This window comes from Thalassoglobus polymorphus (assembly GCF_007744255.1).
Classification (GTDB): Bacteria; Planctomycetota; Planctomycetia; order Planctomycetales; family Planctomycetaceae; genus Thalassoglobus; species Thalassoglobus polymorphus.
The window spans coordinates 3294912-3317539 of sequence record NZ_CP036267.1 but is presented as its reverse complement, the minus strand read 5'-3'; the positions used below and the strand labels follow the sequence as shown (position 1 = coordinate 3317539).

The 22628-nt window shown below is 48.5% G+C and carries 19 protein-coding genes; 11 read left to right on the top strand and 8 right to left on the bottom strand.

Annotated elements, in window-relative coordinates; translation table 11 throughout:
* The first annotated feature begins 101 nt into the window (after positions 1-101).
* The 5 genes from Mal48_RS11935 (at position 102) to Mal48_RS11915 (ending at position 5442) form a co-directional block, all read left to right on the top strand.
* Entirely contained in the window at positions 102-458 is a 357-nt protein-coding gene (locus Mal48_RS11935; RefSeq protein ID WP_145199467.1) for a hypothetical protein, read from the top strand.
* A gap of 92 nt (positions 459-550) precedes the next feature.
* Positions 551-1675: a Flp pilus assembly protein CpaB gene (gene cpaB, locus Mal48_RS11930; protein ID WP_145199464.1), complete on the top strand. Its 1125-nt coding sequence runs from the start codon at positions 551-553 to the stop codon at positions 1673-1675.
* A 200-nt stretch (positions 1676-1875) separates the two neighbouring features.
* Entirely contained in the window at positions 1876-3216 is a 1341-nt protein-coding gene (locus tag Mal48_RS11925; protein ID WP_145206091.1) for a CpaF family protein, read from the top strand.
* A 170-nt stretch (positions 3217-3386) separates the two neighbouring features.
* A complete protein-coding gene (locus tag Mal48_RS11920) occupies positions 3387-4307 on the top strand; it encodes a type II secretion system F family protein (protein WP_145199461.1) in 921 nt (306 codons plus the stop codon).
* Between the two features lie 181 nt (positions 4308-4488).
* A complete protein-coding gene (locus Mal48_RS11915; RefSeq protein ID WP_145199458.1) occupies positions 4489-5442 on the top strand; it encodes a type II secretion system F family protein in 954 nt (317 codons plus the stop codon).
* 175 nt (positions 5443-5617) lie between these two features.
* Here the strand turns inward: Mal48_RS11915 and Mal48_RS11910 are convergent, their stop codons facing one another.
* Positions 5618-7684: a diguanylate cyclase gene (locus Mal48_RS11910; protein WP_145199456.1), complete on the bottom strand. Its 2067-nt coding sequence runs from the start codon at positions 7682-7684 to the stop codon at positions 5618-5620.
* Positions 7685-7969: 285 nt separating this feature from the next.
* Between Mal48_RS11910 and Mal48_RS11905 the strand changes: the two genes are divergently transcribed.
* Positions 7970-8398 carry a DUF2784 domain-containing protein gene (locus tag Mal48_RS11905; protein WP_145199453.1) on the top strand — a complete coding sequence of 143 codons (429 nt, stop codon included), beginning with the start codon at positions 7970-7972 and terminating at the stop codon, positions 8396-8398.
* 97 nt (positions 8399-8495) lie between these two features.
* On the opposite strand, the gene Mal48_RS11900 is transcribed toward Mal48_RS11905, so the two are convergent.
* From Mal48_RS11900 to Mal48_RS11890, 3 genes are all read right to left on the bottom strand, one after another.
* On the bottom strand, positions 8496-8921 hold the full coding sequence (locus Mal48_RS11900) for a hypothetical protein (RefSeq protein ID WP_145199450.1): 426 nt from the start codon (positions 8919-8921) through the stop codon (positions 8496-8498).
* 219 nt (positions 8922-9140) lie between these two features.
* Positions 9141-10571: a flagellar filament capping protein FliD gene (gene fliD / locus Mal48_RS11895; protein ID WP_145199447.1), complete on the bottom strand. Its 1431-nt coding sequence runs from the start codon at positions 10569-10571 to the stop codon at positions 9141-9143.
* Between the two features lie 205 nt (positions 10572-10776).
* Complete coding sequence (locus Mal48_RS11890; RefSeq protein ID WP_145199444.1) at positions 10777-12189, bottom strand: flagellin N-terminal helical domain-containing protein; 1413 nt, start codon at positions 12187-12189, stop codon at positions 10777-10779.
* Positions 12190-12921: 732 nt separating this feature from the next.
* Between Mal48_RS11890 and Mal48_RS11885 the strand changes: the two genes are divergently transcribed.
* The 4 genes from Mal48_RS11885 (at position 12922) to Mal48_RS11870 (ending at position 17432) form a co-directional block, all read left to right on the top strand.
* Positions 12922-15006: a tetratricopeptide repeat protein gene (locus Mal48_RS11885; RefSeq protein WP_197441651.1), complete on the top strand. Its 2085-nt coding sequence runs from the start codon at positions 12922-12924 to the stop codon at positions 15004-15006.
* 49 nt (positions 15007-15055) lie between these two features.
* Complete coding sequence (locus Mal48_RS11880) at positions 15056-15955, top strand: hypothetical protein (RefSeq protein WP_145199438.1); 900 nt, start codon at positions 15056-15058, stop codon at positions 15953-15955.
* A complete protein-coding gene (locus Mal48_RS11875) occupies positions 15939-16340 on the top strand; it encodes a hypothetical protein (protein WP_145199435.1) in 402 nt (133 codons plus the stop codon). The genes Mal48_RS11880 and Mal48_RS11875 overlap by 17 nt, the downstream gene beginning before the upstream one ends.
* A gap of 150 nt (positions 16341-16490) precedes the next feature.
* Positions 16491-17432: a sigma-54 interaction domain-containing protein gene (locus Mal48_RS11870; RefSeq protein ID WP_145199432.1), complete on the top strand. Its 942-nt coding sequence runs from the start codon at positions 16491-16493 to the stop codon at positions 17430-17432.
* A gap of 90 nt (positions 17433-17522) precedes the next feature.
* On the opposite strand, the gene Mal48_RS11865 is transcribed toward Mal48_RS11870, so the two are convergent.
* Positions 17523-17819, bottom strand: a complete 297-nt coding sequence (locus Mal48_RS11865) for a DUF4404 family protein (protein ID WP_145199429.1) — start codon at positions 17817-17819, stop codon at positions 17523-17525.
* A gap of 646 nt (positions 17820-18465) precedes the next feature.
* Here Mal48_RS11865 and Mal48_RS11860 point away from each other — a divergent pair.
* Positions 18466-19572 (top strand): SGNH/GDSL hydrolase family protein, encoded by a 1107-nt coding sequence (locus tag Mal48_RS11860; RefSeq protein ID WP_145199426.1) that lies wholly within the window; start codon positions 18466-18468, stop codon positions 19570-19572.
* Positions 19573-19826: 254 nt separating this feature from the next.
* On the opposite strand, the gene Mal48_RS11855 is transcribed toward Mal48_RS11860, so the two are convergent.
* The 3 genes from Mal48_RS11855 to Mal48_RS11845 form a co-directional block, all read right to left on the bottom strand.
* A complete protein-coding gene (locus tag Mal48_RS11855; RefSeq protein ID WP_145199423.1) occupies positions 19827-21233 on the bottom strand; it encodes a sodium:calcium antiporter in 1407 nt (468 codons plus the stop codon).
* Between the two features lie 352 nt (positions 21234-21585).
* Complete coding sequence (locus Mal48_RS11850) at positions 21586-22035, bottom strand: tellurite resistance TerB family protein (RefSeq protein ID WP_145199420.1); 450 nt, start codon at positions 22033-22035, stop codon at positions 21586-21588.
* A gap of 86 nt (positions 22036-22121) precedes the next feature.
* Positions 22122-22565 (bottom strand): tellurite resistance TerB family protein, encoded by a 444-nt coding sequence (locus Mal48_RS11845; RefSeq protein ID WP_145199417.1) that lies wholly within the window; start codon positions 22563-22565, stop codon positions 22122-22124.
* Positions 22566-22628: the final 63 nt, after the last annotated feature.

Below are 22628 nucleotides of genomic sequence, written 5' to 3'. Positions count from 1 at the left end.
TCTGTTCTGGCACGGGATTTGTACTGTCCAGCTAAACCTGAATGAAAGGACCGAAGTAGATGCTCAAAAGATGTCAGAGACTATTCGCCGACGATTGTGGCATGGTGCATTCAGTGGAGTACCTGTTCCTGATGACCGTGGTGACTATCGGAATGGTTGTCGGCTTTTCGACTTTTCGCGATCAACTCGTCCAAGAGTATGGAGACGTGGGGGTAGCGCTTGAACGACTGGACCAATCTTATTGTTACAGGGTTTCAGGTGTAGGGGCTACCTGTGATGATCCACTCGGGCCAGGGGACTCACGGTACGATGATAAGCCGGGTGACCGGCCGGAAGATGTGGCTAATCAAGCACCAGGTAGCATGGTGATTAACGAGGATTTAAGTCTGATTGGGTCTGAAAAAGACGCTTTCGGAGCACCGGTTGTTGGTGGTGAAAATAATCCGTTTGGGCCGTAATTTTGAGAACATAGCAACCTATGGAACAGGTTGCTGAGACACTGCATGACGCAATTTTCGCCTTGTATTGACTGGAACAACTGGAGTTTAGGATGAATCGTGTTAGTCCCGGAACCATGACGGTCGTCATATTTGCGATCCTGGTTGGTCTTGGCGGCGCATTTTTAGTGCGGCAACAAATGAATCAACCAAAGCTTCCCCCACTCTCGGATATTGGGTTGAAGTCTGGTCCCAAGAAAATCATCGTTCCCATTGCGAGCGTGGACCTCGAAAAAGGTCGTGAAATCTCACTTCACGACATTGTGATCCACCAATTTACACCAGAGGAATTTGCAAAGTCAAAATACGCTGGACAGCCGTTCATCGGGAACACGAACTATGTCATTGACCGGATGCTGAATCAAGATATGCCTAAGGGTAGCCTCTTTTTGCCAGAGCATTTCTACGGCGAAGGGTTTGGTCCGGGTGTAGTCGATCGGTTACAGCCTGGTTTCCGTGCGGTAACAGTTCCTATCCAGAATATTGGGGCAATCACCGGTTTCGCTGATCCTGGCTCAATTGTTGATGTTCTGTTTCGTTCGAATCCGGAAGGGGAACGACCTAGCGTGACAATGACATTGCTGGAGCAGGTCGAAGTTCTTGCTTTGGAAAAGTCTGTCCTCACTGGAAAACGAATTGAATTTTCCAACGACGGGAGTGTCACTCTTGCTGTGACGCCTGCTCAAGCGAAAATGTTGAAGGTTGTTGAAGGGCACGGTGAAATTTCACTGACTCTGAGAAATCCTGATGACTTTGGAAACTTTGAGTTCGCTCCAGTCAACCTCGATAACCAAGTCCAACGGAACAATCTTGAGAACTTGGAACAGGTCATGTTCAACAGTGCAGCGAATCTGAACTCAGCAGCAAGCTCAGCTTCTAGCTCGGCTTCCAGTTCATCTGCAAAAAGCAGCAGTGCCGAATTCGGTTCAATGAATCTTGTTCTCGAAGATGCTTCAGAGCGAGTCACAATGGAGGACCTTCTGGGACTGGAAGCAAACCCAGATAAGAAACAGTTGACTCTCTACCGTGGTGGAAGCCGAGAAGTTGTAGAATTCGAAGAGCACGTTGAAGACAAGTCGGCTGTCCTTCGGACTGGCAAGCGAGTTCAAACTCCGATCGCCGGTCGAGTTCCAGCACGACGAAATCAGGAAAATGTCTCTTTGGATTATCTTCCTTAGATCCAGTCCGAAAACCTCTGGAATAGCCGCTTTACTCAACGTTTGAGAGAGCAATGTCAAGTTTTAGGATCTGTTCTAAATAGTGGCTGACGCATCTCGCAACTCTGGTTTTGACTTCAATTCTCAGAGTTGCTCGTAGGGCTCTTGCCCCCTGGATTTGATTTTCCATTATTGCGCAAAGGATTTTGCAAATGTCTCTGATGCAATCACGTACGATGATGCTCAATCCCGCCGACGGCGAGGTTCTGGTTGATGAACAGGAACTTGCTTTTCAGCAGTTGAAAATCAAAATCCATGAGCGGCTTGTTGACGAACTCGATTTGTCAATGCTGGCACACGTTTCCCACGAAGAGCTTTCTGAGGAAGTTCGCCAAATCTCAAAGGAGCTTCTCGTTGAAGAGAAGGTAGATCTTGAGACGACAGACCGGGAACGAATGCTTGACGAGCTTTTTGATGAAGTCTTCGGCCTGGGGCCGTTGGAAGCATTGATGAGAGATGACGCGGTCAGCGACATCCTGGTGAACAATGCACATACGGTTTACATCGAGCGACACGGGCGACTTGAAGAGTCAAACGTCATTTTCGCCGATGACAAACACCTCATTCGAATCATTCAACGAATCGTTTCCCGCGTTGGACGTCGAATCGATGAACTCAGCCCGATGGTTGATGCAAGATTGCCGGACGGTTCTCGTATCAACGCAGTGATCCCTCCGATGGCACTGGATGGACCTTCATTGTCCATTCGTCGATTTGGTCGTAATCCAATGCGGATTGACGATCTGGTCAATAACAACACGGTCCAACAGGATGTCGTCGAGTTTCTTTCGGCCGCCATTGACGCCCGTGTGAGCTTCCTGGTTTCAGGGGGAACAGGTGCCGGGAAAACGACTCTTCTCAATGCTCTCACACAATTCATTCCATCAGATGAGCGTGTCGTCACAATTGAAGATTCTGCTGAACTTCAACTTCAAAACCGCCACATTGTCCGCATGGAGACTCGACCGCCCAACAATGAAGGAACGGGTGAGATCACGCAACGATCACTGGTTCGAAACAGTTTGAGGATGCGTCCTGACCGAATCATTATTGGGGAAGTCCGAGGCGCGGAAGCGCTCGACATGCTTCAGGCGATGAATACAGGTCATGAAGGCTCACTCACAACGATTCACGCAAACGATTCACTTGATGCTTTGAGTCGACTTGAATTGATGGTTGCGATGAGCGGCTACGACCTGCCAATTCCTGTCGTTCGGCAATATATCAACTCCGGAATTTCGCTGATCGTTCATCTTGCACGCCTGAAAGGTGGGATTCGACGGGTTATGCAGGTTTCGGAAATCGTAAGTATCCGCGAAGGTGGATTTCATCTGGAAGATATCTTCGGATTTGAGCAGACAGGTGTCGATGAATTAGGTGTGGCACAAGGTGAATTTTACTTCACTGGATACCGACCGAAGTGTCTGTCGAAACTCAGGGCAGCTGGAGTTCGCTTGCCGGACGAACTGTTCGACAAACGACGTGTTCCTGTCCGGTCGTAAAGCAGATTGCTTCGTCGGTTGCTGAGGTGAACGGGTTTCGACAATTGAATCTCAACGAGCCGCAAGGCCGACCGGGATTTTGATTTCGAAAATGATCGAGTAGATCGACTCAACCAGTTTCAATAAATGCAGATTGGCGTACTGACGCCTGTCACAAGTGAGGAAAAGCTGTGGGATCAGCGGAAATCACCATCGTTGCATTTGGCTCAATTTCAATGGTTGCAACAGCCGTTGGGATGCTGCTGAGAGATTTGCTTTATGGAGGTCGTGAGAAAACGGCCAAGAGATCTCTTCGCAAAGTTCAAACGGTCTACGATCGTCCGATCAGCAATACGGCAATGGGGCGGATTGATCAAGGATTCGACCGTTTGATTATCGAGTCCGGATTGGAGATCAGTCCGGTCACTGGCTTTTTGATCCTGTTTTCTTCAGCTTTGGCTTTTGGTGGTGGAGTTGCTGTCTATACAAATCAACCCATCTATGGAGTCGGAGGATCGATTCTTGGTTTGATTCTTCCGTTGCTCTTCTTTGCAGTGAAGCGAAAACGCCGGTTGCAAGAAATTCGAAGACAACTGCCAAGTGTGATTGACATGCTCGCTCGAGCAACACGTGCAGGTCAAAGTATTGAACAAGCCATTCAATTGTGTACGGAAGAATCGACTGGAATTATCTCCAGTGAATTAGGGCGTCTCGATCAGAGCCTGAAGATGGGGTCATCTTTTGACAGGTCAATCAAAACATTCGCTCATCGTTTGCCATTGGTTGAAGTTCGTATTCTGGCCACAACGTTGATGGTTCAACGTCAAAGTGGTGGTCACTTGTCGCAAACGCTTGAAAGAATGGCTGCTGTGATTCGTGATCGTTTGGCAATCTATGGACAGATCCAGGCAACCACCGGAGCTGGACGCCTTTCGACAGCAATCATCGCTGGTCTTGCTCCTGTTGCATTTTTCGCAATCATGGCTTTGAATCCAGAGCATATCGACGTTCTCATGAACGACGAGTTGGGGCGAGGACTGATGATTGTTGGAGTCGTTCTTGAAATTACTGGGTTGTTGTGGGTTCTCATGCTCATGAAAAACGAAACGTAACACACACCGGTTCAGACTGAATAGAAGAGTAAGACAAAACAAATATTCGGTAGAGAGCGTTCAGCCTAGAGCACTTCGATTGCTTGACGTGTCCGTGAAAATCACTTTCACAACCTGAGAGATTGTTCGCCACGAGGCAGAACGTAAAGACCAATATTAGATTTGCGCAGGAAGATGCATTATGAATTTTGTCGACATCGCAACAATCATTGGTTTTACTGCATCGTCCCTGGTCGTCTTGCTGGCAGGCATGACGATCATTCGCGCTCGCCAGCGAGTGCGAAACATTGCAGAAGTTGGACCGCGAACGACAAAGTACAAGGTTAGTAAGCTCCGGCTTTCACTCGCTGGGGCAATCCCTGGATTGTCGGGGGAGTTCGAGAGTCTGAGTCGTGATCTAAAGCGTGCAGGATTTTACAGCCCCAATGCGTTGGTTGAATATCTCGCAGCCAGAAACTTCATTGTTGTCATCTTTATGATAGTTGGTGGAGGAATGGCGGTTGCAGCTCCTCCAACAACAGATCTCCCCAAAACAATTCTTTACATTACTCTCGGTGCCATCGTTTTCGCGTATATCGTTCCTCGAGTCATTGTGAGTGTCCAAGCGAAAGCAAGACTTGGCCGAGTCCAAAAAGGACTTCCGGATGCACTGGATGTTGTTCGGATGTGTCTCACCGGCGGTCTTCCCCTGCGTGATTCCTTATACAAAGTTTCACGTGAGATCGAATTTTTCCATCCTGATATCGCTGTCGAACTTGAAGTTGTCCGCCGCCACGCAGATGCGGATACGATGACAAAAGCGTTAAAAGAATTTGCCAAGAGAATGGAAGCAGAAGATGTGAGTTCATTGGCAAGCCTTGTCAGTCAGGCCGAGCGGACAGGAACTCACGTAGCTCAAGCTGTCACAGAGTTTTCAGACGGTATGCGAGAGCATGCGAAGCAGCGTGCGGAAGAAAAGGCAAACAAGACGACTATCAAGATGCTGTTCCCTGTCGTGTTGTGTCTCGCTCCCCCCGTCCTGATTCTGCTTCTCGGTCCTCCTATGATCGAAATGAGAAACTTCTTTCGCGACGCGCATCAGGAAGGTGGAGTGCTGGATGCAGCTCAATACACCGAAGAAGCCTCAGCTAATTAGAGAATTTTGCTCTATCTTGTGGCTGTGAATAACGCGTTTCTCTAGAACCTGTTCTCAAATTGGTTTGCGAGGACTGTCTTGTTGAATTGAATGCGATTTCTGATTGTCCCCTTTGTTGGCGGAGACAAAAACATTCTTTCAATTGATTCAGCAATCTTCTGAATTTCCAGAGTTCTCAGTCTGCGATGAGATAGGACCGAAGAGATTCAACCACGATCGACGCGCGTGTGTGAAACGTTTCCTTTTTGGCGGGACGCCCAATCGGTTCAGTGATTGTTTTCAATAGGATGCGTCTGGTGCCAGAGACTTTTTCGTTGTTGGGGAGTTCGTGAATTTCGACTCGAACTTTGACCGGTTGCCGATCCTGTTTGTTTCCCCAACCACCGAGTAGACCAGAGGCGCCAACTTGCAGGAGCAGCGAGTCCTCTTTGACGTCGAGGATTTTTGCCATGTTGTCGAGAACGTATCCCTTTAACTTGATGTGCAGCATCGAACTCGCAACACATGTGGTGATTTCAGCGTGGTGAATCCAGTCTGATTGTTTCTTTTGCTCTGCGGTCGGAGCATTCTGAACAGCACTGACTTTTCGGTGGCAAGTTCTGTTTCGGCCTGAGTTCTTGGCCTCATAGAGTGCCTTATCTGCGGCTTTCATCAGTGACTCAGGGTCATCATTTTTCTCGACCTGAGCAACTCCAAATGACGCAGTCACCCGCAAGTCCTCTCTCTCCGCGATCTTTGTTCCCATGATTGCTCGGCGAAGTCGTTCAGCTCGTTCAAGTGCTGTTTCCAAAGGAGTTTCCGGGCATAAAATGACGAACTCTTCTCCGCCATATCGACTTACGATTTCTCCGGAATAGAGTTCGTCCTGAATCAGCCGAGCCACATCGATTAAAACTCGATCTCCGACGGAATGTGAGAGTCGGTCATTAATCTCTTTGAAGTGGTCAATGTCAAGAAAGACGATGCTGAATGGAATCGTCGGTTCTGCATTCCATTTGTTGAACACTTGAATCATTTTGTCGTCGAGTTCACCTCGGTTGACGACTCCGGTCAGTGCATCCCGGGTGGCTGCCATGTGAAGTTTACGAAATTGACCGCGATGTTTTTTGGATTCATTCCCATCGCAAATCAATTCTGCGGTGGCGACAACTCGCTGGTTGAGGTCAAGAATTGGAACTGTTTGAACACCAAATTCCTGATCGTTTCCATCAATATCTTTGAGCGTCAAAGTGTGGCAGTTTGACTTTGCGCTTTGGAAGGCAATTTCGACTGGGTCCGGTTTGGGGCCGTCGGCAGTCACTACGGAGCGATGCCACGGCTGGCCGATCAGATCGACTGCGGGAAATCCAAACAGCTTCGCTGCTCCCATACTCCATATCACAACTCGCCGCTTCTCATCGATGAGATAAAAAGCGTCGTAAAGACTCTCCATCAAATGGAGATACTGAAAGAGCTGACAGAAACAGGCTGCGTTGGCTTTTGCAGAATCTGTTGTGGGGGCATTTGCTTGAACAGCAGATTCTGCGGCGGAATCATCATGCAACCCACGTGACTCATGACTGTCTAACCATCTTTCTAAAGCCGCGACGATGTTTCGGTCAAATTCTTTTCCCGATTGTTCGTGGAGAATTTTCAGCGCGCTCTTTTCATCAAAGGCGGGACGATAAGATCTTGCTGAAGTAAGAGATTCAAAAGCGTCGGCAACAGCCAGAATCCTTGCACCTAAGCTACTGTTTTTCTCATTCGAGTCGCCGGTGTCGACCTTGACTCCGTGAGCCTGAGCCACGATTTGAATGAGTTCCTGGCTGGCCTGAGTTGCCTGCAAGATTTCAATGGCGACTCGATGGTGAGACGCGATGTATTCGGCTTCATCCGGGCTGAGGCGACCTGGCTTATGCAAAATATGGTCTGGAATTCCTATTTTTCCAACGTCATGCAAAAGTGAAGCGATCTCAATCAGTCGAAGCTCTGAATCTTCCCAACCCAATCGAGACCCGATTCCGACGCTGATGATGCCGACTCGACGTGAATGTTTCAGTGTTTGAATATCACGGAAATGAATCGCGGTGAGTAAGCGTCTTAAGATGTGTATATTGATGATTTCATCAATGGGGTTTCCCGATGGGGAATTCTCAACAGTCTGAACGATTTCAATCAACGAATTTAAGAGTCGGGACGACTCCATCGGATGTGAGTTCAGATAGCTCAGAGTGTTCACGTTTGGGGAGAGAGACGTGGACATAATTGAATTGACCTGTTCCTGTGAGCGGATCGAAGAGATGGTTTGAGTGATCTGCGGGCGAAGTGTGCGGGAATTCTGAAGCCTAGGTCAGAGAACCGGTCCGTCAAACGCTCTTCATCCTCATTGTGGAGACTCGAAATCACTTGTACCGGTCGTAGGACCAACATCTTTCACTTGAAGCGAATCGTGGACTTGCCCCCACCGAGTAATCCGTACAACTTGCATATTCAGGAGTTTTCCCACCGAAGCTTGGAATAAAATGCTGCCAATGTGTCTCTGTGAAGTATGGATATCGCAATCTTTGGCGTTCTGGCTGATTTCGTTGCATTGCTACATATCGCGTATGCAGCAGTGATCGTGATCGGTTTGCTCATGATCTTGTTCGGCTACTTTTTAAAATGGAAGTGGGTCCGAAATCCCTGGTTCCGAAGCATTCACCTGATCATGATTGCAATCGTTGTGTATGAGGCCTGGGCCGGGATTACCTGTCCACTCACCGTTTGGGAACGCGAACTTCGCACGCTTGCACAACAACCGTTTGATGGTGAAAGCCTCATAGGCAGATCGGTCCACTTCCTGCTGTTCTTCGATGCTCCATGGTGGGTTTTCACAACCTGCTATTCCCTTTGCGGAGCACTGGTTTTGACGACGCTCATCCTCGTCCCACCAACGGCTTCGAGAAAGACTCTCCAAACCGATCAGTCCACCAATTAGAACATTTCCAATGCTCTTCGTGCCCGTGAGTGTCGGTTCGCGATCTCATAGGCAGTTCGCCACGAGGCAGCATTTGAACGCCTCTCCGCAGACTGCGTTAGCCAACGGCAAGTGTACCGTCCAAATCGAAATCGAGGGGCGGGATCTTTCCCTCTGCTTCGAGATGTCTGGACTCATTTTCAATCGCTTCAAAACTTTCTTTAAGTGTGACCAAAACACGCAAACCGTTTTGTAGCCCCTCGATGTTCTCTCTGGAGACCTGGTGAAAAATGAACAAGCAAAGCTGATAGATGTTTCGAGAGAGATCGTCATATTCAGGCTTAATTCCGTCAATGATCGCTAAGAGAAGTTTGATTGATCGGAGTTGAGTCAGCGTGAACTCAACCTGGTCTGCAACTCTCAGTGCGTCAATTCCTGATCGCAAAGACAATTCTGTTTCTCGGTAGAGTGTTAATAACATGTCGATGCGGGTCCAGTTCTTTTGGTGGCTCTGACGATACGTTTGAAGAGGGTTCATTTTCATGGCTACGAGGTTAAGGGTGATCCTGAAACAAAATCCATGTGATGTACGAAGGTCGCTTTCCTCAGTTGATAGACTCCTCGCCACGAGGCGGAATGCGTCCATCATTTCAAAAAAGCTCTAGCTGTTGGGCGCTTGACGGATTGCTGTAAGTAACTGGAGTAACTCTTAAGCAGTTGATGATTCGAACGGCACGATCTTCAAGAAGCAAAAAGCCCGCTTTTATTTTCCAATCTTCCCAAGGTTGCTGAGTTGTGAAGAGAGGAAACTGCTGGTGGTTTGGAGTTCGCTAATCGATGATTCGAGAGCAACGAACTGTGCGATCAAATCCTGCTGTTGGTTGTCGAAAATCCGTTGTTGACGGTCGATCGAATTGTCCAGGCTCGTCAGTTGGTCGAGGAGACTCTCTTTGACAGAGCCGAGTTCTCCCGATTCGATGTTTGTGAAGCCATCGATCAGTTGGCTTAATCGGGTTCCGATTCCCGTGGGCGCACTGGGATTGGTGCTGAGATGGTTGTAAGCAAACAGATTTTGGAGATCGGACTCCGTGATGCCATCAACTCTGCCGGCGAGGACTTCTTCTAAACGCGTCGCATTGATGGTTAAGCGACTTCGGTTGTTGATCGAGATTCCAAGGACTGAAAGACGATTTGCACTTGTTCCAACTTCTGGAACAACATCGAGGATCGCTGACCGGATTTCGTTCTGGATATCAGTAACAGTCCGGTCTCCGATCAATAAGCCGGCCTGGTCCGTTTCGGGGTTGAATCGAACAAGATCGTCGACGAAATCCATGATCGCGTTGTAGCTGTCGACGAGATCGTTAATGGCTGTCGTTGCAGGCTCTGTGTTTGGATTGACGCGGATTTGAACTTCCTGATCTGAATCAGCTGCGAGCAGATTCAAAGTGACTCCCTGGATGAGACTTTTCACTTCATTCGAGGCGCTTTGAACTGTCAGCGCTCCTGGGCCTGTTCCGAGTCGGACTTGGGCATCGTCAGCAGACTGAACTGGATTGTCAAAATCGAAGTCCGGCTGAGTGGCACTTCCAGTGCTCGCGGCGAGGTTGTTCGTGATCGTAATTTGGTTTGCTTCGCCGGTCTTATTGGCTGTCAAAAGAATTCGGTGTGGTGTTCCGGATGCTGAACCGTCGTTGACCAATGTTGCGGTGACACCCGCTTTGACGTTGTTGATCGCGTCCACGAAACTTTGCAGCGAATTATTCGATGAATCAACGGTAATCGTTTTCAAGTCTCCGTCCCCGACTTGAATGTCCAGCGTTCCTTGTGTGATTTCCGAGTGGGTTTCGGAAAAACCAGTGGATGCAACTTGATGTGCTCTGGCGAGGCTGTCGATGTGAATTTGATAGGTCCCGGTGCTGGCATTTGTGTTGGCGATTGCGAAGACGGCGTTTTCTTCGCTCACCTCAACGTTTCTGCTTTGGAAGACATTTGCCTGCGGACGAGAGAGTCGATCGGCAATGGACTTCAACGAGACAAGTTGAACCTCCACTGACTCGTATGCAGTCTGTTTCGCTTCGATGCCTTGCCGCCGAAGTTGCAAGCGATCGATCTGGTTCTTCTGGATTTCCAGTAGTCCATCGATGATCGTTTCGGTGTCAATTCCTGTGATCAGTCCATCAATCGTAATCATTGTTTCACCTGTTCTTCGAATCCCTGAGTCGATTGCCTCGGGGCGACATCCTATTTTTTATTATTCAAATCAACCCGTTGAAGAAATCTGTTCTTCAACGGGTTTGGAGAAAACATTCGAAGTGAAAATGGACCCGCAAACTTGATTGAATACGAATGCTCAGAGGTTGAGAGATTCAAGTCAGGTTTGAGGATCTGAGTGAAAGTTATCCGAGGAGCGAGAGAACCAATTGTGGCAATTGGTTAGCGTTACTAAGAACAGAAGTTCCAGCTTGAACGAGAACTTGCTGTTGTGTGAAGTTGGCAATTTCCGCAGCGAAGTCGGTGTCACGAATGACAGACTCAGCGTTGACGGTGTTTTCCAACGTCGCTCGCAAGTTGTTCGCTGTGGAGCTGAGCGTATTCTGTTGGAACGCCCCCAAGTCTCCTCGCAGGTTTGAAATGTCGTCGATGGCTGCATCGATGACCGCAAGGGCATCTTGTGAACCGGCTCCTGTGGTCACATCAATCTGGTCCAGATTGGCAAATTGATTTCCAGAAACTCCAACACCTAGAGATGACGGATTGACTCGATTGATTGAGATTTGGGCCGTTTGATTTGCGTTTGGCCCGATCTGGAATGTCAACGAGTTGTCAGTCACGGTGACGCTACCTTGTGCCCCTGTGACTGTTTGAGTGGCGTTGGCTGGATCACCCGCAAAGGAGAGTTGAAGTCCTTGGGCAGCTCCAGACGTAGCGGTCAAGGTGTTTCCACTTCCAGATGCTGCCACGCCATCAATTGTACCAGCGACATCCAGTCCGGTATCACTCAGGGTCGCGGTTCCGAAACCTGAACTGTCGGCAGCAGCTGCGGTATCCGAAGTCACACTGATTGATGCTGAAGATCCATAGTTTGAGCTGTAAAGTCGAGTGTTCCCACCGTTATCTTCAGCGATGACACCGGTTTGATTGGAGAATTCGTTAATTCGGTCAATCACTTGAGATTGTGACAACCCTGCATTCAGGGTGATGACAGTCCCGTTGACAGTCAATTCTTCAGCGGCAGCCAGGTTAGACGATTGTGCTGTTCCATTGGAGACGTGTGCTTTTTCGGCTGCGGTCGTGATCGCAACGTTGTAGGAACCGGCCGATGTCTTGGAAGTGGCTCCCAGGAAGCTCACATCTGTGTCGTTCGGAGTTCCATTCACTCCAGCCGAGCCGTCCAGCAATTTCTTTGTCAAGAATTGAGTGTTGTTGGCGATCCGATTGATTGTATCGAGAGCGTTGTTGATTTCCGCCTGATTCGCGGACAACGCGTCACTATCATTGACACCGGTGTTGGCTGAATCGATAGCGAGTGAACGCACTTTCACAAGCAAGGAGTTAATTTCACTCAACGCACCTTCAGCTGTCTGGACAAGAGAAACTGCCTTTTCAGCATTTTGAATCGATTGTTCCAGACCGGCGATTTGAGCACGTTGCTTTTCCGAGATCACCAATGCCGCAGGACCATCAGCCCCTCGGTTGATTTTCAATCCTGATGAAAGTCGCTCGACGGAAGTCGTCAATCGTTCATTTGCTCGAGTCAAATTGTTCTGAGCGTTGAGTGATGCCACATTGTTGGCGATCGAAAGTCCCATCTTCTAACCTCTTTCTTTGTTGGTTCGTGTGAGGTGACCCGTTGCCTCATGCAACATCAAATTCCGCTCCGTGTCGTGTAAGTCGTCACGAACAGTTCAAAATACAAAGTCCTTCAGTGACGAAGTTGCAACCGATTCCGCAACTTCGCGTGAAAACAACGCACCCGAGAGAAAACGCTCTCGGGCGAGTTCGACGGCATTGTCATTCTGCTCTGGTAGTAAACGCAGTTGCTCCAGGAATGATGAGATTTCGCCAGGAGAGTCAGCCGAACGCAGAATTTCTGCGTTCGATTGATCTTTCCGGGCTGAAATTTGTTCATCGATCACCCTCGGGGAGGAAGTCGAATGTGGACCTCCCGAAGAGGGAAATGGTAGATGTTCAGTATGAACTCTTTGGATTTGCATCGTTTCTTCTCCAGCATGATGTGCCAGTGAAGTGATCGAAGCGCTTGAGCAAAACTTGCTCAAAGTTTTTTTGCTGAACTCGGTTTCCTAAGACGTCGATGAGATTGGCACGGTTAAGCAATTTTTAACGGCTGCAACATTCCTTACGTCACGGACTGTTTCATACAGAAGCAGACCCGTGCGTTATGGGTGTGGCAATTCAAAATGACGAGCAAAGCACATGATGAGTTTGTTTGCTGATCGCAGGAGGGAAGCAACGTGCAGATGAGATCACGCTCGATTGGGATTGCCACGGCCATTTGCGTTATCTGCGGGGTGTGCATTGGATTGTCCACTCAGCAAAAGTTGAATTATGCAGCACTTAAGGTTGGAGAATCCAAGGGAGTCCAGCGAAGCAAAAACTATGAACAGGGCAGTTATGAACAGGGCAACTACGAACAGAGCAAGACGGCTGAATCGAACGAGGCTGATTCCTTGGGACAGCCAGCATCCGGTCAGCCAGTTCTCAAACGGAATGGTCAAAGATTTGCGCGTTCCACGCCGGTTCTACTGGACGAAGCGGAGCAGGCAATTCAAGATGCTCGCTATGAACATGCCGAGGACCTTCTCTCAGAAATTTGTAAGACACAAGGCGCCCGCGTGGACGGTCGGACTTTCCTCAAGCTCGCGGTTTGCCAGGAAACACTCGGGCTGTATCAAGAGGCTGTTGAGAATTATCAAACAGCCATCAGCCGCACTCAATCTCAGCCAGTCCTCACCGCTGCACGTCTTGGGCGGGCGCGTATCTGGTCAAAAAGTGGAAAAGCTCTCTCTGCACGAAACGACCTCCTTCGTACTCTGCTGACTCATCAAGACGTTCGCTCGGTTGCCGTCGAAGCAAGACTCGTGCATCAGATTGGGTTGGTCTCCGCAGCAATCGCACTCAAGTCTGATGCGGGATTGTCGTCTCTTTCAGATGATGATCTGACCATTCCTGCAGAAGAGATCGCTGCCGAAAAGTTCGTCAACGAAATTCTCGTGACCTCTCGTGCAAGTAATCTCCCGTCTTCGTCTGATGAACTCGTGCGAAACGTTTTGAGATTGGACAGTTCCTCCGACTCGATCCTTCTGGAAGTGCAATCCCCCGGGATCACCGTGCGAGATTTTCTTGTTCAAATTTCCGCAGCATCAGGAATCAATTGCATCATTGAAGAAGAATGTCTGGAGCGGCTGTCTCAGCGAAACATCGCCACGAATTTTCAAGGCCTGCCGCTTTCAGTGATTTTCGATTCAGTTCTATTTCCTCTGGAATGCTGCTGGGTAGAACAGGGAAATGAGATTCATGTTCACTCTCTGGAAAATGGAGATGAGAATGTCGATTTGGAACAAGCTGAGCGGATTCTGCGATTTGCAATGACCTCAGCACCGGAACATTCATTGGCCCCAATTAGTATGACTGCCCTTGCTGCTTTGAAGGCTCGGCAAGGCGATCGTACTGTCGCCTTGCGGGGGCTCCAACGGACATTAGAACAATTTCCTGATACATCGCATGCCGGAGAAATTTGGCTCAACATCGGTAAGTGTCATTTACAGAAAAATGGTAAAGAGGCCTTGGCTGGATTTTACAAAGCTGCAGATCTCGGTGCGGGAGGCGATACCGATGCGATTGCAAATCTTTACATCGGGCGTATTCATTTACGAAACGCCTGCCCGACGAAAGCGGTCTCACCACTTCGTATCGCACAGGATTTGACGGTCGATGATCGATTGCAAATGGAAATTCTTCTGTCGTTGGCCGCTGCGTATCAGATGTCAGGGCAATTTTCTGAGAGTGAGGAAGTTCTCACACGATGTCTACAGAACCGGCACTCTTTCGAAAAGCGAAATGAAATTACGATCATCTCATCCCTGATCGAATCAGGGGACTTAAGTCCAAAGATGAGAACTCGGCGGGAGAGTGTCGAGTTGATCTCAGCACTGAGCAATCTTGATTTCAACTCGACGTTTGGCGAATACTGGTGGTTCTTAAGTTGCCGAGAATATCATGAACTTGGATTCAATGAAGAAGCTCAGCGATTGTTTCAATCTCAGCAATCGCAGCATCTTGGACTTCCGATCGAGCAACAGCTTCGAACTCTCTTGTTCTCTGGTTCGAGCGTTGAGAGTTTGGCTTCTGAAGAGAAGTGTCGTCGATCAATTGGGGCGGCTAACGACTCGCTTGACATGATTTCAAGTCTTCCACCGAACATTTCGCTTGAAGAACTGCTCGAATTGTACAAAGCAGTGGTCAGCAATCCGGAGTCATCTGGGAAAGTGAAACAGTATCTGCTTCAAAAGATTGGTCATGTCTATCAGTCACAGGGGCAACACGACATGGCGATTCAGTGCTATACAGGGACTCTCGAATCAGTCCTGAGCGGGAATGAACCGTGATTCAAGATTGTCCTTCTTTCACATCCTCATTATTTTGAATTCGCTGACTATGAAAAATACAATCGTGCTCCTCTCAGTCTGCTTTATTTTCATCGCACTGCATTCGCTCTCTGCTGGGGAAGTGGAAAATACTTCGGATTCGTTGATTGATGAAGTTGTCGAAAAAACGAATCAGCTGAATTCTCCTCAGCAGGAGAATTTACTCGAAAAGAAGATGCAGCGGTTTGATGATCTGCAGGAACAAATGCGACAACTGACCGAGAGATGGATGGAGATGAAGCGTGGCAAGAGTCCATCAACAAATCCTTCGCGTCAGGGGAACACCAACGCTCCGTTGACGCTCCCAACCCCGGGCGAAGTTCCAAAAGAAACAAAGACTGAGCCGGGGGCCGAGCCGGATTCTGAGGCAGGTACAAAACCGAGGTCGGTCCGTTCAGAAACGATGCCCGATAGAGAAGACCAGCAAGACCCAAGTGGAGCAAATTCGAGTTTGCCTTTGATGGTGGAGTCGTTGAGCGATCCGATCGACGATCCGTCACAATCTGTGGCAAAGTCATCCCCAGGAAAAGACTCGGAAACGATAGAGGATTCACGAAAGAGTGATGGCCCTATTGATCGGTTTGCACTTTCTTCAAGCCTTTTCGCGACCGGACACTACGATGAATGTCTGCGAGTTTTAAGTGCGATTGAGCAGACAGAATGGAGTCGCCATGAATCCCACTGGGCTGACTTTCTGCGTGCGGGGTGCTATCGCAAGCTTGGCCAGGTGGAGGTCGCTCAACAATTGTATCGCCGTTTGGTCTCCGATGAGGAGTCGGAGTGGATCGGAACGGTTTCAGGTTGGTGGCTCGACCAGATTCAAGAACAGATCGAGATCGACAGAAAGATTCAAACGATCTCAGTTGCTCTGGAGCAGTGGGAAAGGGAAGTCAATGACCTTACAAAATGAGATGAACTCAGGAATCGATTTGGATGAGCATTCAATTGAAAAAAACTTGCTCAGTCTCAATGCATTGTACCTGAGAGGTTTGCAGGTTCTGAGAAAGTTTGATCGTCCAGGAGATCATGTTGATTATGAATTGCAAGAAACTATGAGCGCTATTCAACAAGCAGAAGTCAGGGCAGGTTGGGCGTCAGAATCGCTGTTTGGCTTGATACGGAATTCCGAACGGCTTTCAACACTTGTCAAAGAGCAGGAACGGCTCATCTCGATGTTGCTCAATGAGGTTGATGCTCTTGAACGGAAGCTCAAAACTCAAAGAGAGCAGTTACTTCCGAAACGGGATCATCAATTCCAAGTGAAACAAATGAAAGCCGCCTATCAGAAACATTAAGAACGAACTCAAATTCGAGGTGGCGGGCAGTTCTTGGGGCAGTAGCAAAATAATGTTTTGACTTGCTGCCTCTTGGCATAAAGTCTGTGAGGTCGTGAGCCCGACTATCACGGGGGCAAAATCATTGACAGCGATCCGGAGGGGGGAAACGTGTCGATCATTTTTCAGTCGCAGTGCATCAACGAGTTGTTAGACCGAACGAAACGATTCGCAAAGTCATCGGCAGCGATTTTAATTACAGGTGAAACTGGAACAGGCAAGGAATTGCTGGCGAGAGCGATTCATGAATTTAGCAACCGCAGCATGAATCCCTATTTGCAGGTCAACTGTGCCGCACTCTCAGAACAGTTGATTGAAAGCGAACTGTTCGGGCATGAAACAGGAGCGTTCACCGGGGCAACGATGTCTCGTCAGGGACGATTAGAGGTCGTTGAAAACGGGACGCTCTTTCTTGATGAAATCGGAGAGCTCCCAATCGGAACTCAAGCCAAACTGTTGCGAGTCCTCGAAGAGCGTGAGTATCAGCGAGTCGGGAGTAATCAAAATCTGAAGGTCAACGCTCGCATTGTGGCTGCCACGAATCGCTTGCTGGATCAAGAAGTCCGAGAGCGACGATTCCGTGAAGATCTGCTGCATCGGATTAACGTCTTATGCCTCGATATTCCGCCGCTTCGAGAACGTCGAGATGACATTCCTCCACTCGTGACACATTTTCTGAAACGATTTCAGTCTGAAGGGGAGTTTCAGGTTCTTCGTGTCTCCTCATCGGTCATGAAGCAACTTTGCGAGCATGACTGGCCGGGCAATGTCCGTGAGTTAAGGAATACGGTTCTGAAAAGTTGCGTGTTGGCTCAAGGGCCAGAGATTACTGCCGTTGAGTTCCCCACGCCGACAGAACGGGATTCGTTTGAAGACGAACTCCCAGCCAGTTTTTTGAAGCTTCCACTCGAAGAGATTGAGCGACGTGTGATTCTCATGCGATTGTCCCAGAATGAGGGGAACAAATCCGCAGCTGCCGAAACTTTGGGAGTTACCTCGCGAACGCTTCGCAATAAAATGGACCGTTATCGGAAGCTAGGGTATGTTGCCTAGCAAAAAGGGCAGGGGACAAACTCTCTACCGTTTGCATCTTTTGCACCTTCAGATTTACTCCGGCAGGTTTGCATCTTCAGGACTATTCCCTCAGATTCCGATCCTGCTGAGTGCAGTTGCCACGCGTCCAATCGCCTCTGCGAGCTTCGGATATGATTCTTCGAACTCATCCGTCAGACTCAGAAGTTGATCAAGAACGCCTTCCTTCTCAATCTGCACGGGCTCGCTCTTCTCACCAGGCTCGACCGAATCTGAAGTGCAGACCAATTGAATGTCTGTCGCCAACTGTTGAATCAAGGCTTTCGTTTCAGTATCAACCAGATCGGGAGACTCAGCGAGTTCTTGATGCAGTTCCGAAAGAGTCTGTTTAAGTTGTTCGCGTTCCATGTCCCTGTCTCTATTGACTGAGTTCGCTCTATCAAAACTTGAAAAGTGACCGGATTTCCAGTCAATGATACCGATTTTAGAAGTCTTGTGTGGATTTCATATTTGCTCTCACCAATTTGCACAAACAATTTGTTCTGGCAAACTCAGAAGTTGAGAGAGTGATTTCAAAAAATTGCAACGATTTCGCGGTATTGTTCGTGTTTTCAATAATACTCATCGTCTATCAGGTCGTCGAGATCGGTCGGTGACGTTCTCCGCTTTGAATGAGAATTGTATCAGGGGGCATTGCCCCAGTCTCCCAAAACTTGAAAAATAGATCGTGGAAACATAACTTGACTCCGCAGAAACTGAAATGAACCGGGTGGAAAATGAATGAAACCAGCCAGAGATTTCATCTGACAATCCATTTTTGAGTGACTCAACACGATCTCTTGGAATCAGTCCGAAAATCTCTGGAAGAGCCTCTTTTCTCATCGTTTGAGAGAGCAATTTCAAGTTTCAGGATCAGTTCAAGACTGTTAAGATCGTGATTGAGCGATTTCAGCTCTCAATGGATTCACATCAAGATGATGTGGGGAAAAGAGCCTCGCTGTAAGCCCCTCGCGTCAATCGTAAAGTCGTCCACTTAGAAAAAGTGATAGAACCAATGACATTGCCTCTTTCTCGTCGAAGATTTCTCGCAGCGACAAGCTTGTTTGCAGTTGCTCCGTACTCACTAAGTTTCGGGCAGGATAAGGGAAAGAAGATTGTCTGGCACGATGTGCGAGATTGGGGAGTTGAAGGGAAAGGCTGGAACGACACAGCGAAGTTTTTCGATCGTCTGCCTGCCCGAGCGGAAGGGAAGGTTCGTACTCCAGTCTGGAACTTGAGTCGACACTCTGCCGGGATGTCCGTGCGATTCACGACGGATGCGACATCGATCCATGTTGACTACAAAGTGACATCATCGAGTCTGTCGATGCCTCACATGCCAGCGACCGGTGTGAGTGGTTTTGATCTGTATGCTCAAGATGAGCAAGGAGATTGGAAATGGATTTCTGTGGTAAAACCTACCAAGCAGGCTGCTCAGGTGAATTTGATTTCCGGCCTCATTCCAGGCAAGCGAAATTACATGATCTATCTTCCGCTTTATAATGGGACCGAGTATCTGAAAGTCGGAGTTCCAGAGGGAAATGTGTTCGAGCCAATTGAACCTCGGCAAGAGAAACCAATTCTGTTCTATGGGACTTCAATTACTCATGGAGCGTGTGCATCTCGGCCAGGAATGCCGCATCCATCGATCCTCGGACGTCGACTGAATCTCCCGATTCTCAATTTGGGATTCTCCGGGAATGGAAAGATGGAACCAGAAGTTGGAGAGTTCTTGGCAGAGCTCGATCCAGCTGTCTATGTTCTCGATTGTTTGCCAAACATGGTAGGGCAAGAAGTCGCATCCCGCGCCGAAAACATGGTCAAGCAACTTCGCGTGGCTCGTCCCGAGACTCCAATTGTAATGGTTGAAGACCGCACGTATGCGAGCGCACCTTTCTTGCAATCTCAGCAGGATCGCCACTCCGGAAGTCGCAAAGCTTATCGGGCTGCGTATGAGTCTTTACTCGCAAGCGGAGCAAAATCGCTTTACTACATCGATGGGAATACCCTACTTGGAGAAGATCGCGACGACACGACTGACGGATCGCATCCCTCTGATTTGGGGTTCTTTCGACATGCCGAAGCGATGGAACCAGTGCTTCGCAAAGCACTCAAAATGTAAAAATGTGGTTCCTGAATTTTTGCGAACGCAAAATTCTCTTCGCCGATTTGTGACTGAACCAGAAATTTGAAAATGACTTTTCGTTAACTGAGCATCCTGATTGAGGGAGTCTTTCGTGATAAGTGAAACGCAGGAATCACATCGCAGCTGAACTAGGGCATCTTTCGAATTGGTTTGCTGGATCTGTCTCGTGGCGAAAAGAAATTTCATTAGAGAAATGCGTTCTTCACGGACACACGGTAGAGCAAACTGCTCTAGAATAAAATTCCAAGCGATCCTAGTACGGCGTAAGCAATGAAGATGGCGTAAAGTCCGCACAGGATAATTGCTTTCTTTAATGTTAACTGGCGGTTATGCCACATGATTGCCAGTGTTGCTACTGTCAGAGCAACGAGGAGAATTCGTAAACCGACAAGGCCGGCGATCGGTTTGCCATCTTGCAACAAAGTTACAGGCTGCCACCCTGTAAGGTAACTGTTAACGAGAAGTGGAATCGATAGACAGACGCAGATGTCGAAGATGTTCGAGCCAAAGGCGTTAGAAACGGCGCCAGAGTCATCACCACGGCGGGCCGCTGCAATTGCAAGAAAAGTGTCAGGGACGGAGGATGCGGCAGCTGCTAGAATCACTGCAACGAAAAACGCCGGGACTGCAAGTTCTTTCGAAGTTTCGATGGTGACTTCAACCAGAAAATAACAGGCCACGGCAGAGACCAGAGTTGCTGTCAGCAGGATCAGGGGCGTCGAAAGTTTATTGAGTGGGATCGAAAGATAGCCAAAGAAGACTCCAGCTTCATCAGGAGTCTCTTCTTCTTCAAGTTCCTCACGGCTTATGTGCAACCGAATTTCTTCCTGAGCTTGAATGACCATCGCTCTGGAGACATTCATTCCCTGAGCATGTAACGCTTCGATGACTTGTCCGATCTCGGGGGCCTGTGGTGATTTGGTTAAATAAGATTTTGTGGCTGCCATCTTCTTTCGAAAGACAAGTGCGTCGTGGTAGAGCTGATAGATATATACGGCATAAGCAATGAGGAAAATGATTCCCATCCACCAATGCATCGTGTTCTGAAACAAAAACAGAATAAGAAGCATTTCACAGGCGACAAACCAAACGCCATCACGTGAGATGACTTCATCTTCGACATCAATCGTCGGACGTTCTCTGCGAGTGTAGGCGATCACCAACGCGCAGAACGCCGGGATCAGGATCATGTTGTACACCGCACTCCCAGCACATGTCGCGATCGTCGATCCGTAACCCTCTGCTCCGGCAGCTTCTATGGCTTTGGCATCTCCGCCACCGCTGACTGCCTGAATCGCCAAGATTACAAAGAAAATCCCGCTAAAGAGTTCCGGCATCGAACTGGCAATTGCATCGAGCGTCGCCCCACGTACCGAACCGGGGATTTGTAACTTTTGCCCCACCCATTGAGCTGCATCGGCAAAGGGGTCGCAAGCTTGCCAGATCACAATGGAAATGACAGCAACTTCGAACATTAGAAACCCGAGTATTGCCCAGGTGGCTTCCGTTGTCGATGAGATCCACCAAAAGGCAGCGAAGGCGATGCAGATGGCGATGCAGACCAGAAGACCTGTCCGGCTAGGTTCGTTATCGCTGTTCTCTTGAGGAGTCGATTCCGATGAGATTTCAGTGGACATGGATGTCAATTAGGGATGGGTGAGTGGCTGCGGATCTCGGTGATCATGCAGGAAAAAAACAACGCCCGTTCACAGGAACAGGCGTTCATAAAATTGATTAGATCCAACAATGTTTGAACAACTGAATTCAGCTTAAGTAAACGGGAAGAGCCTAAGAGTTCTTATTCGGGAATTTTCATCTCACTCGTCACTCGCAAAGATGATTTGACAGTTCAAAGAGAGTTCTCTACCAGAGAGCTAATGAGACCAATGACAGTTAAACTCTCTCTTAAACAGGCACATTGTCAACTTGATGGAAGGTCGAGGATAACATGGAAGCTCTGACCATTAAAGCCTCAGCTCGCCGCGATTCTTAGCCTTTGTTCTTATAGACCATGACTTTAATGATGGTTTTTGCGCGGTTGCCTTCAATTTCGAGCTGGCGCATCATCTGGTCGATAAACTCTTTTTCGTCGTTTTCCACGACACCGTCAGCGAGGACAATATCGCATGCGTTGACGAAAGCTGTTTCTCGAAGTTCCGGAGGGATGGCGGGAATTGATTTCTGAATCAGCTTCTCCGGCCCACCTTTCTTGAGCACACCAAGTAGTCGATCCATCATACTGCCGAAGTTGGAATCAGACAGGCGAGAGTAAAGTTTCATGCGACCCAGAATTTTCATTACTCCTCGGACTTCCTCGTCCGAAGTATGTCCGTCACAAGCAGATGCAGAAATCAGTATCCCTGCAAATCCTTCCTGGGGACCAAACGATTTTTCTGAGAAAGCATCTGAATCACCGAGGACGTCATCAAATAAAGACATAAAACTGATCCTGTTAAGTTCAGGGAGAGCGTATGAATGTGCTGGCTTTCAATGGTCGTTGTCGTTAGAGGAGCCGGTGTTCAAGGCTATCCCCGGTTTTTGACAACCATAATTTCGGCAATCACCTTGGCGACCGGACCTTCGAGATTCAATTTCTTTCGCAGTTTCTCGATGAATTCTTTTTCGTCATCCTCGATGACTCCATCTGCCAGGACAATGTCACAAGCATTCGCAAACGCTGTCTTTTCAAGGCCGCTTGGAAGTTGCTCCACGCATCCATCAATTAAGAACTCGACACCTTTCTTTTTGATAACTCCGTAGAGCTTGTTCAACATTTGGTTGAACTGCTTCTCGTTCATTCGTTCGTACAGTTTCATTCGGGTGAGCGCGACGCATAAGCCGTGGACTTCATCGTCCGCGAGGTGTCCGTCGCAAGCTGTCGCACCCATCAGAATTCCCGCGAAGGCTTCCTGAGGAGAAAGTCGTCCGCCTCCATCCATGCCGCCGAAGAGCGAGTCAAAAAGTCCCATAAGATGTGATCTCCTCAGTTGTCGAATCGATATGTTTGTCCGAAGCAAGTCTACAAATTTTCG

Bases quoted from the DNA above. Each gene is read 5' to 3' on its own strand.
- Mal48_RS11935 (WP_145199467.1), top strand. From the start codon at position 102: ATGGTGCATTCAGTGGAGTACCTGTTCCTGATGACCGTGGTGACTATC.
- cpaB (WP_145199464.1), top strand. From the start codon at position 551: ATGAATCGTGTTAGTCCCGGAACCATGACGGTCGTCATATTTGCGATC.
- Mal48_RS11925 (WP_145206091.1), top strand. From the start codon at position 1,876: ATGCAATCACGTACGATGATGCTCAATCCCGCCGACGGCGAGGTTCTG.
- Mal48_RS11915 (WP_145199458.1), top strand. From the start codon at position 4,489: ATGAATTTTGTCGACATCGCAACAATCATTGGTTTTACTGCATCGTCC.
- Mal48_RS11910 (WP_145199456.1), bottom strand. From the start codon at position 7,684: ATGTCCACGTCTCTCTCCCCAAACGTGAACACTCTGAGCTATCTGAAC.
- Mal48_RS11905 (WP_145199453.1), top strand. From the start codon at position 7,970: ATGGATATCGCAATCTTTGGCGTTCTGGCTGATTTCGTTGCATTGCTA.
- Mal48_RS11900 (WP_145199450.1), bottom strand. From the start codon at position 8,921: ATGAAAATGAACCCTCTTCAAACGTATCGTCAGAGCCACCAAAAGAAC.
- fliD (WP_145199447.1), bottom strand. From the start codon at position 10,571: ATGATTACGATTGATGGACTGATCACAGGAATTGACACCGAAACGATC.
- Mal48_RS11890 (WP_145199444.1), bottom strand. From the start codon at position 12,189: ATGGGACTTTCGATCGCCAACAATGTGGCATCACTCAACGCTCAGAAC.
- Mal48_RS11880 (WP_145199438.1), top strand. From the start codon at position 15,056: ATGAAAAATACAATCGTGCTCCTCTCAGTCTGCTTTATTTTCATCGCA.
- Mal48_RS11875 (WP_145199435.1), top strand. From the start codon at position 15,939: ATGACCTTACAAAATGAGATGAACTCAGGAATCGATTTGGATGAGCAT.
- Mal48_RS11865 (WP_145199429.1), bottom strand. From the start codon at position 17,819: ATGGAACGCGAACAACTTAAACAGACTCTTTCGGAACTGCATCAAGAA.
- Mal48_RS11860 (WP_145199426.1), top strand. From the start codon at position 18,466: ATGACATTGCCTCTTTCTCGTCGAAGATTTCTCGCAGCGACAAGCTTG.
- Mal48_RS11855 (WP_145199423.1), bottom strand. From the start codon at position 21,233: ATGTCCACTGAAATCTCATCGGAATCGACTCCTCAAGAGAACAGCGAT.
- Mal48_RS11850 (WP_145199420.1), bottom strand. From the start codon at position 22,035: ATGTCTTTATTTGATGACGTCCTCGGTGATTCAGATGCTTTCTCAGAA.
- Mal48_RS11845 (WP_145199417.1), bottom strand. From the start codon at position 22,565: ATGGGACTTTTTGACTCGCTCTTCGGCGGCATGGATGGAGGCGGACGA.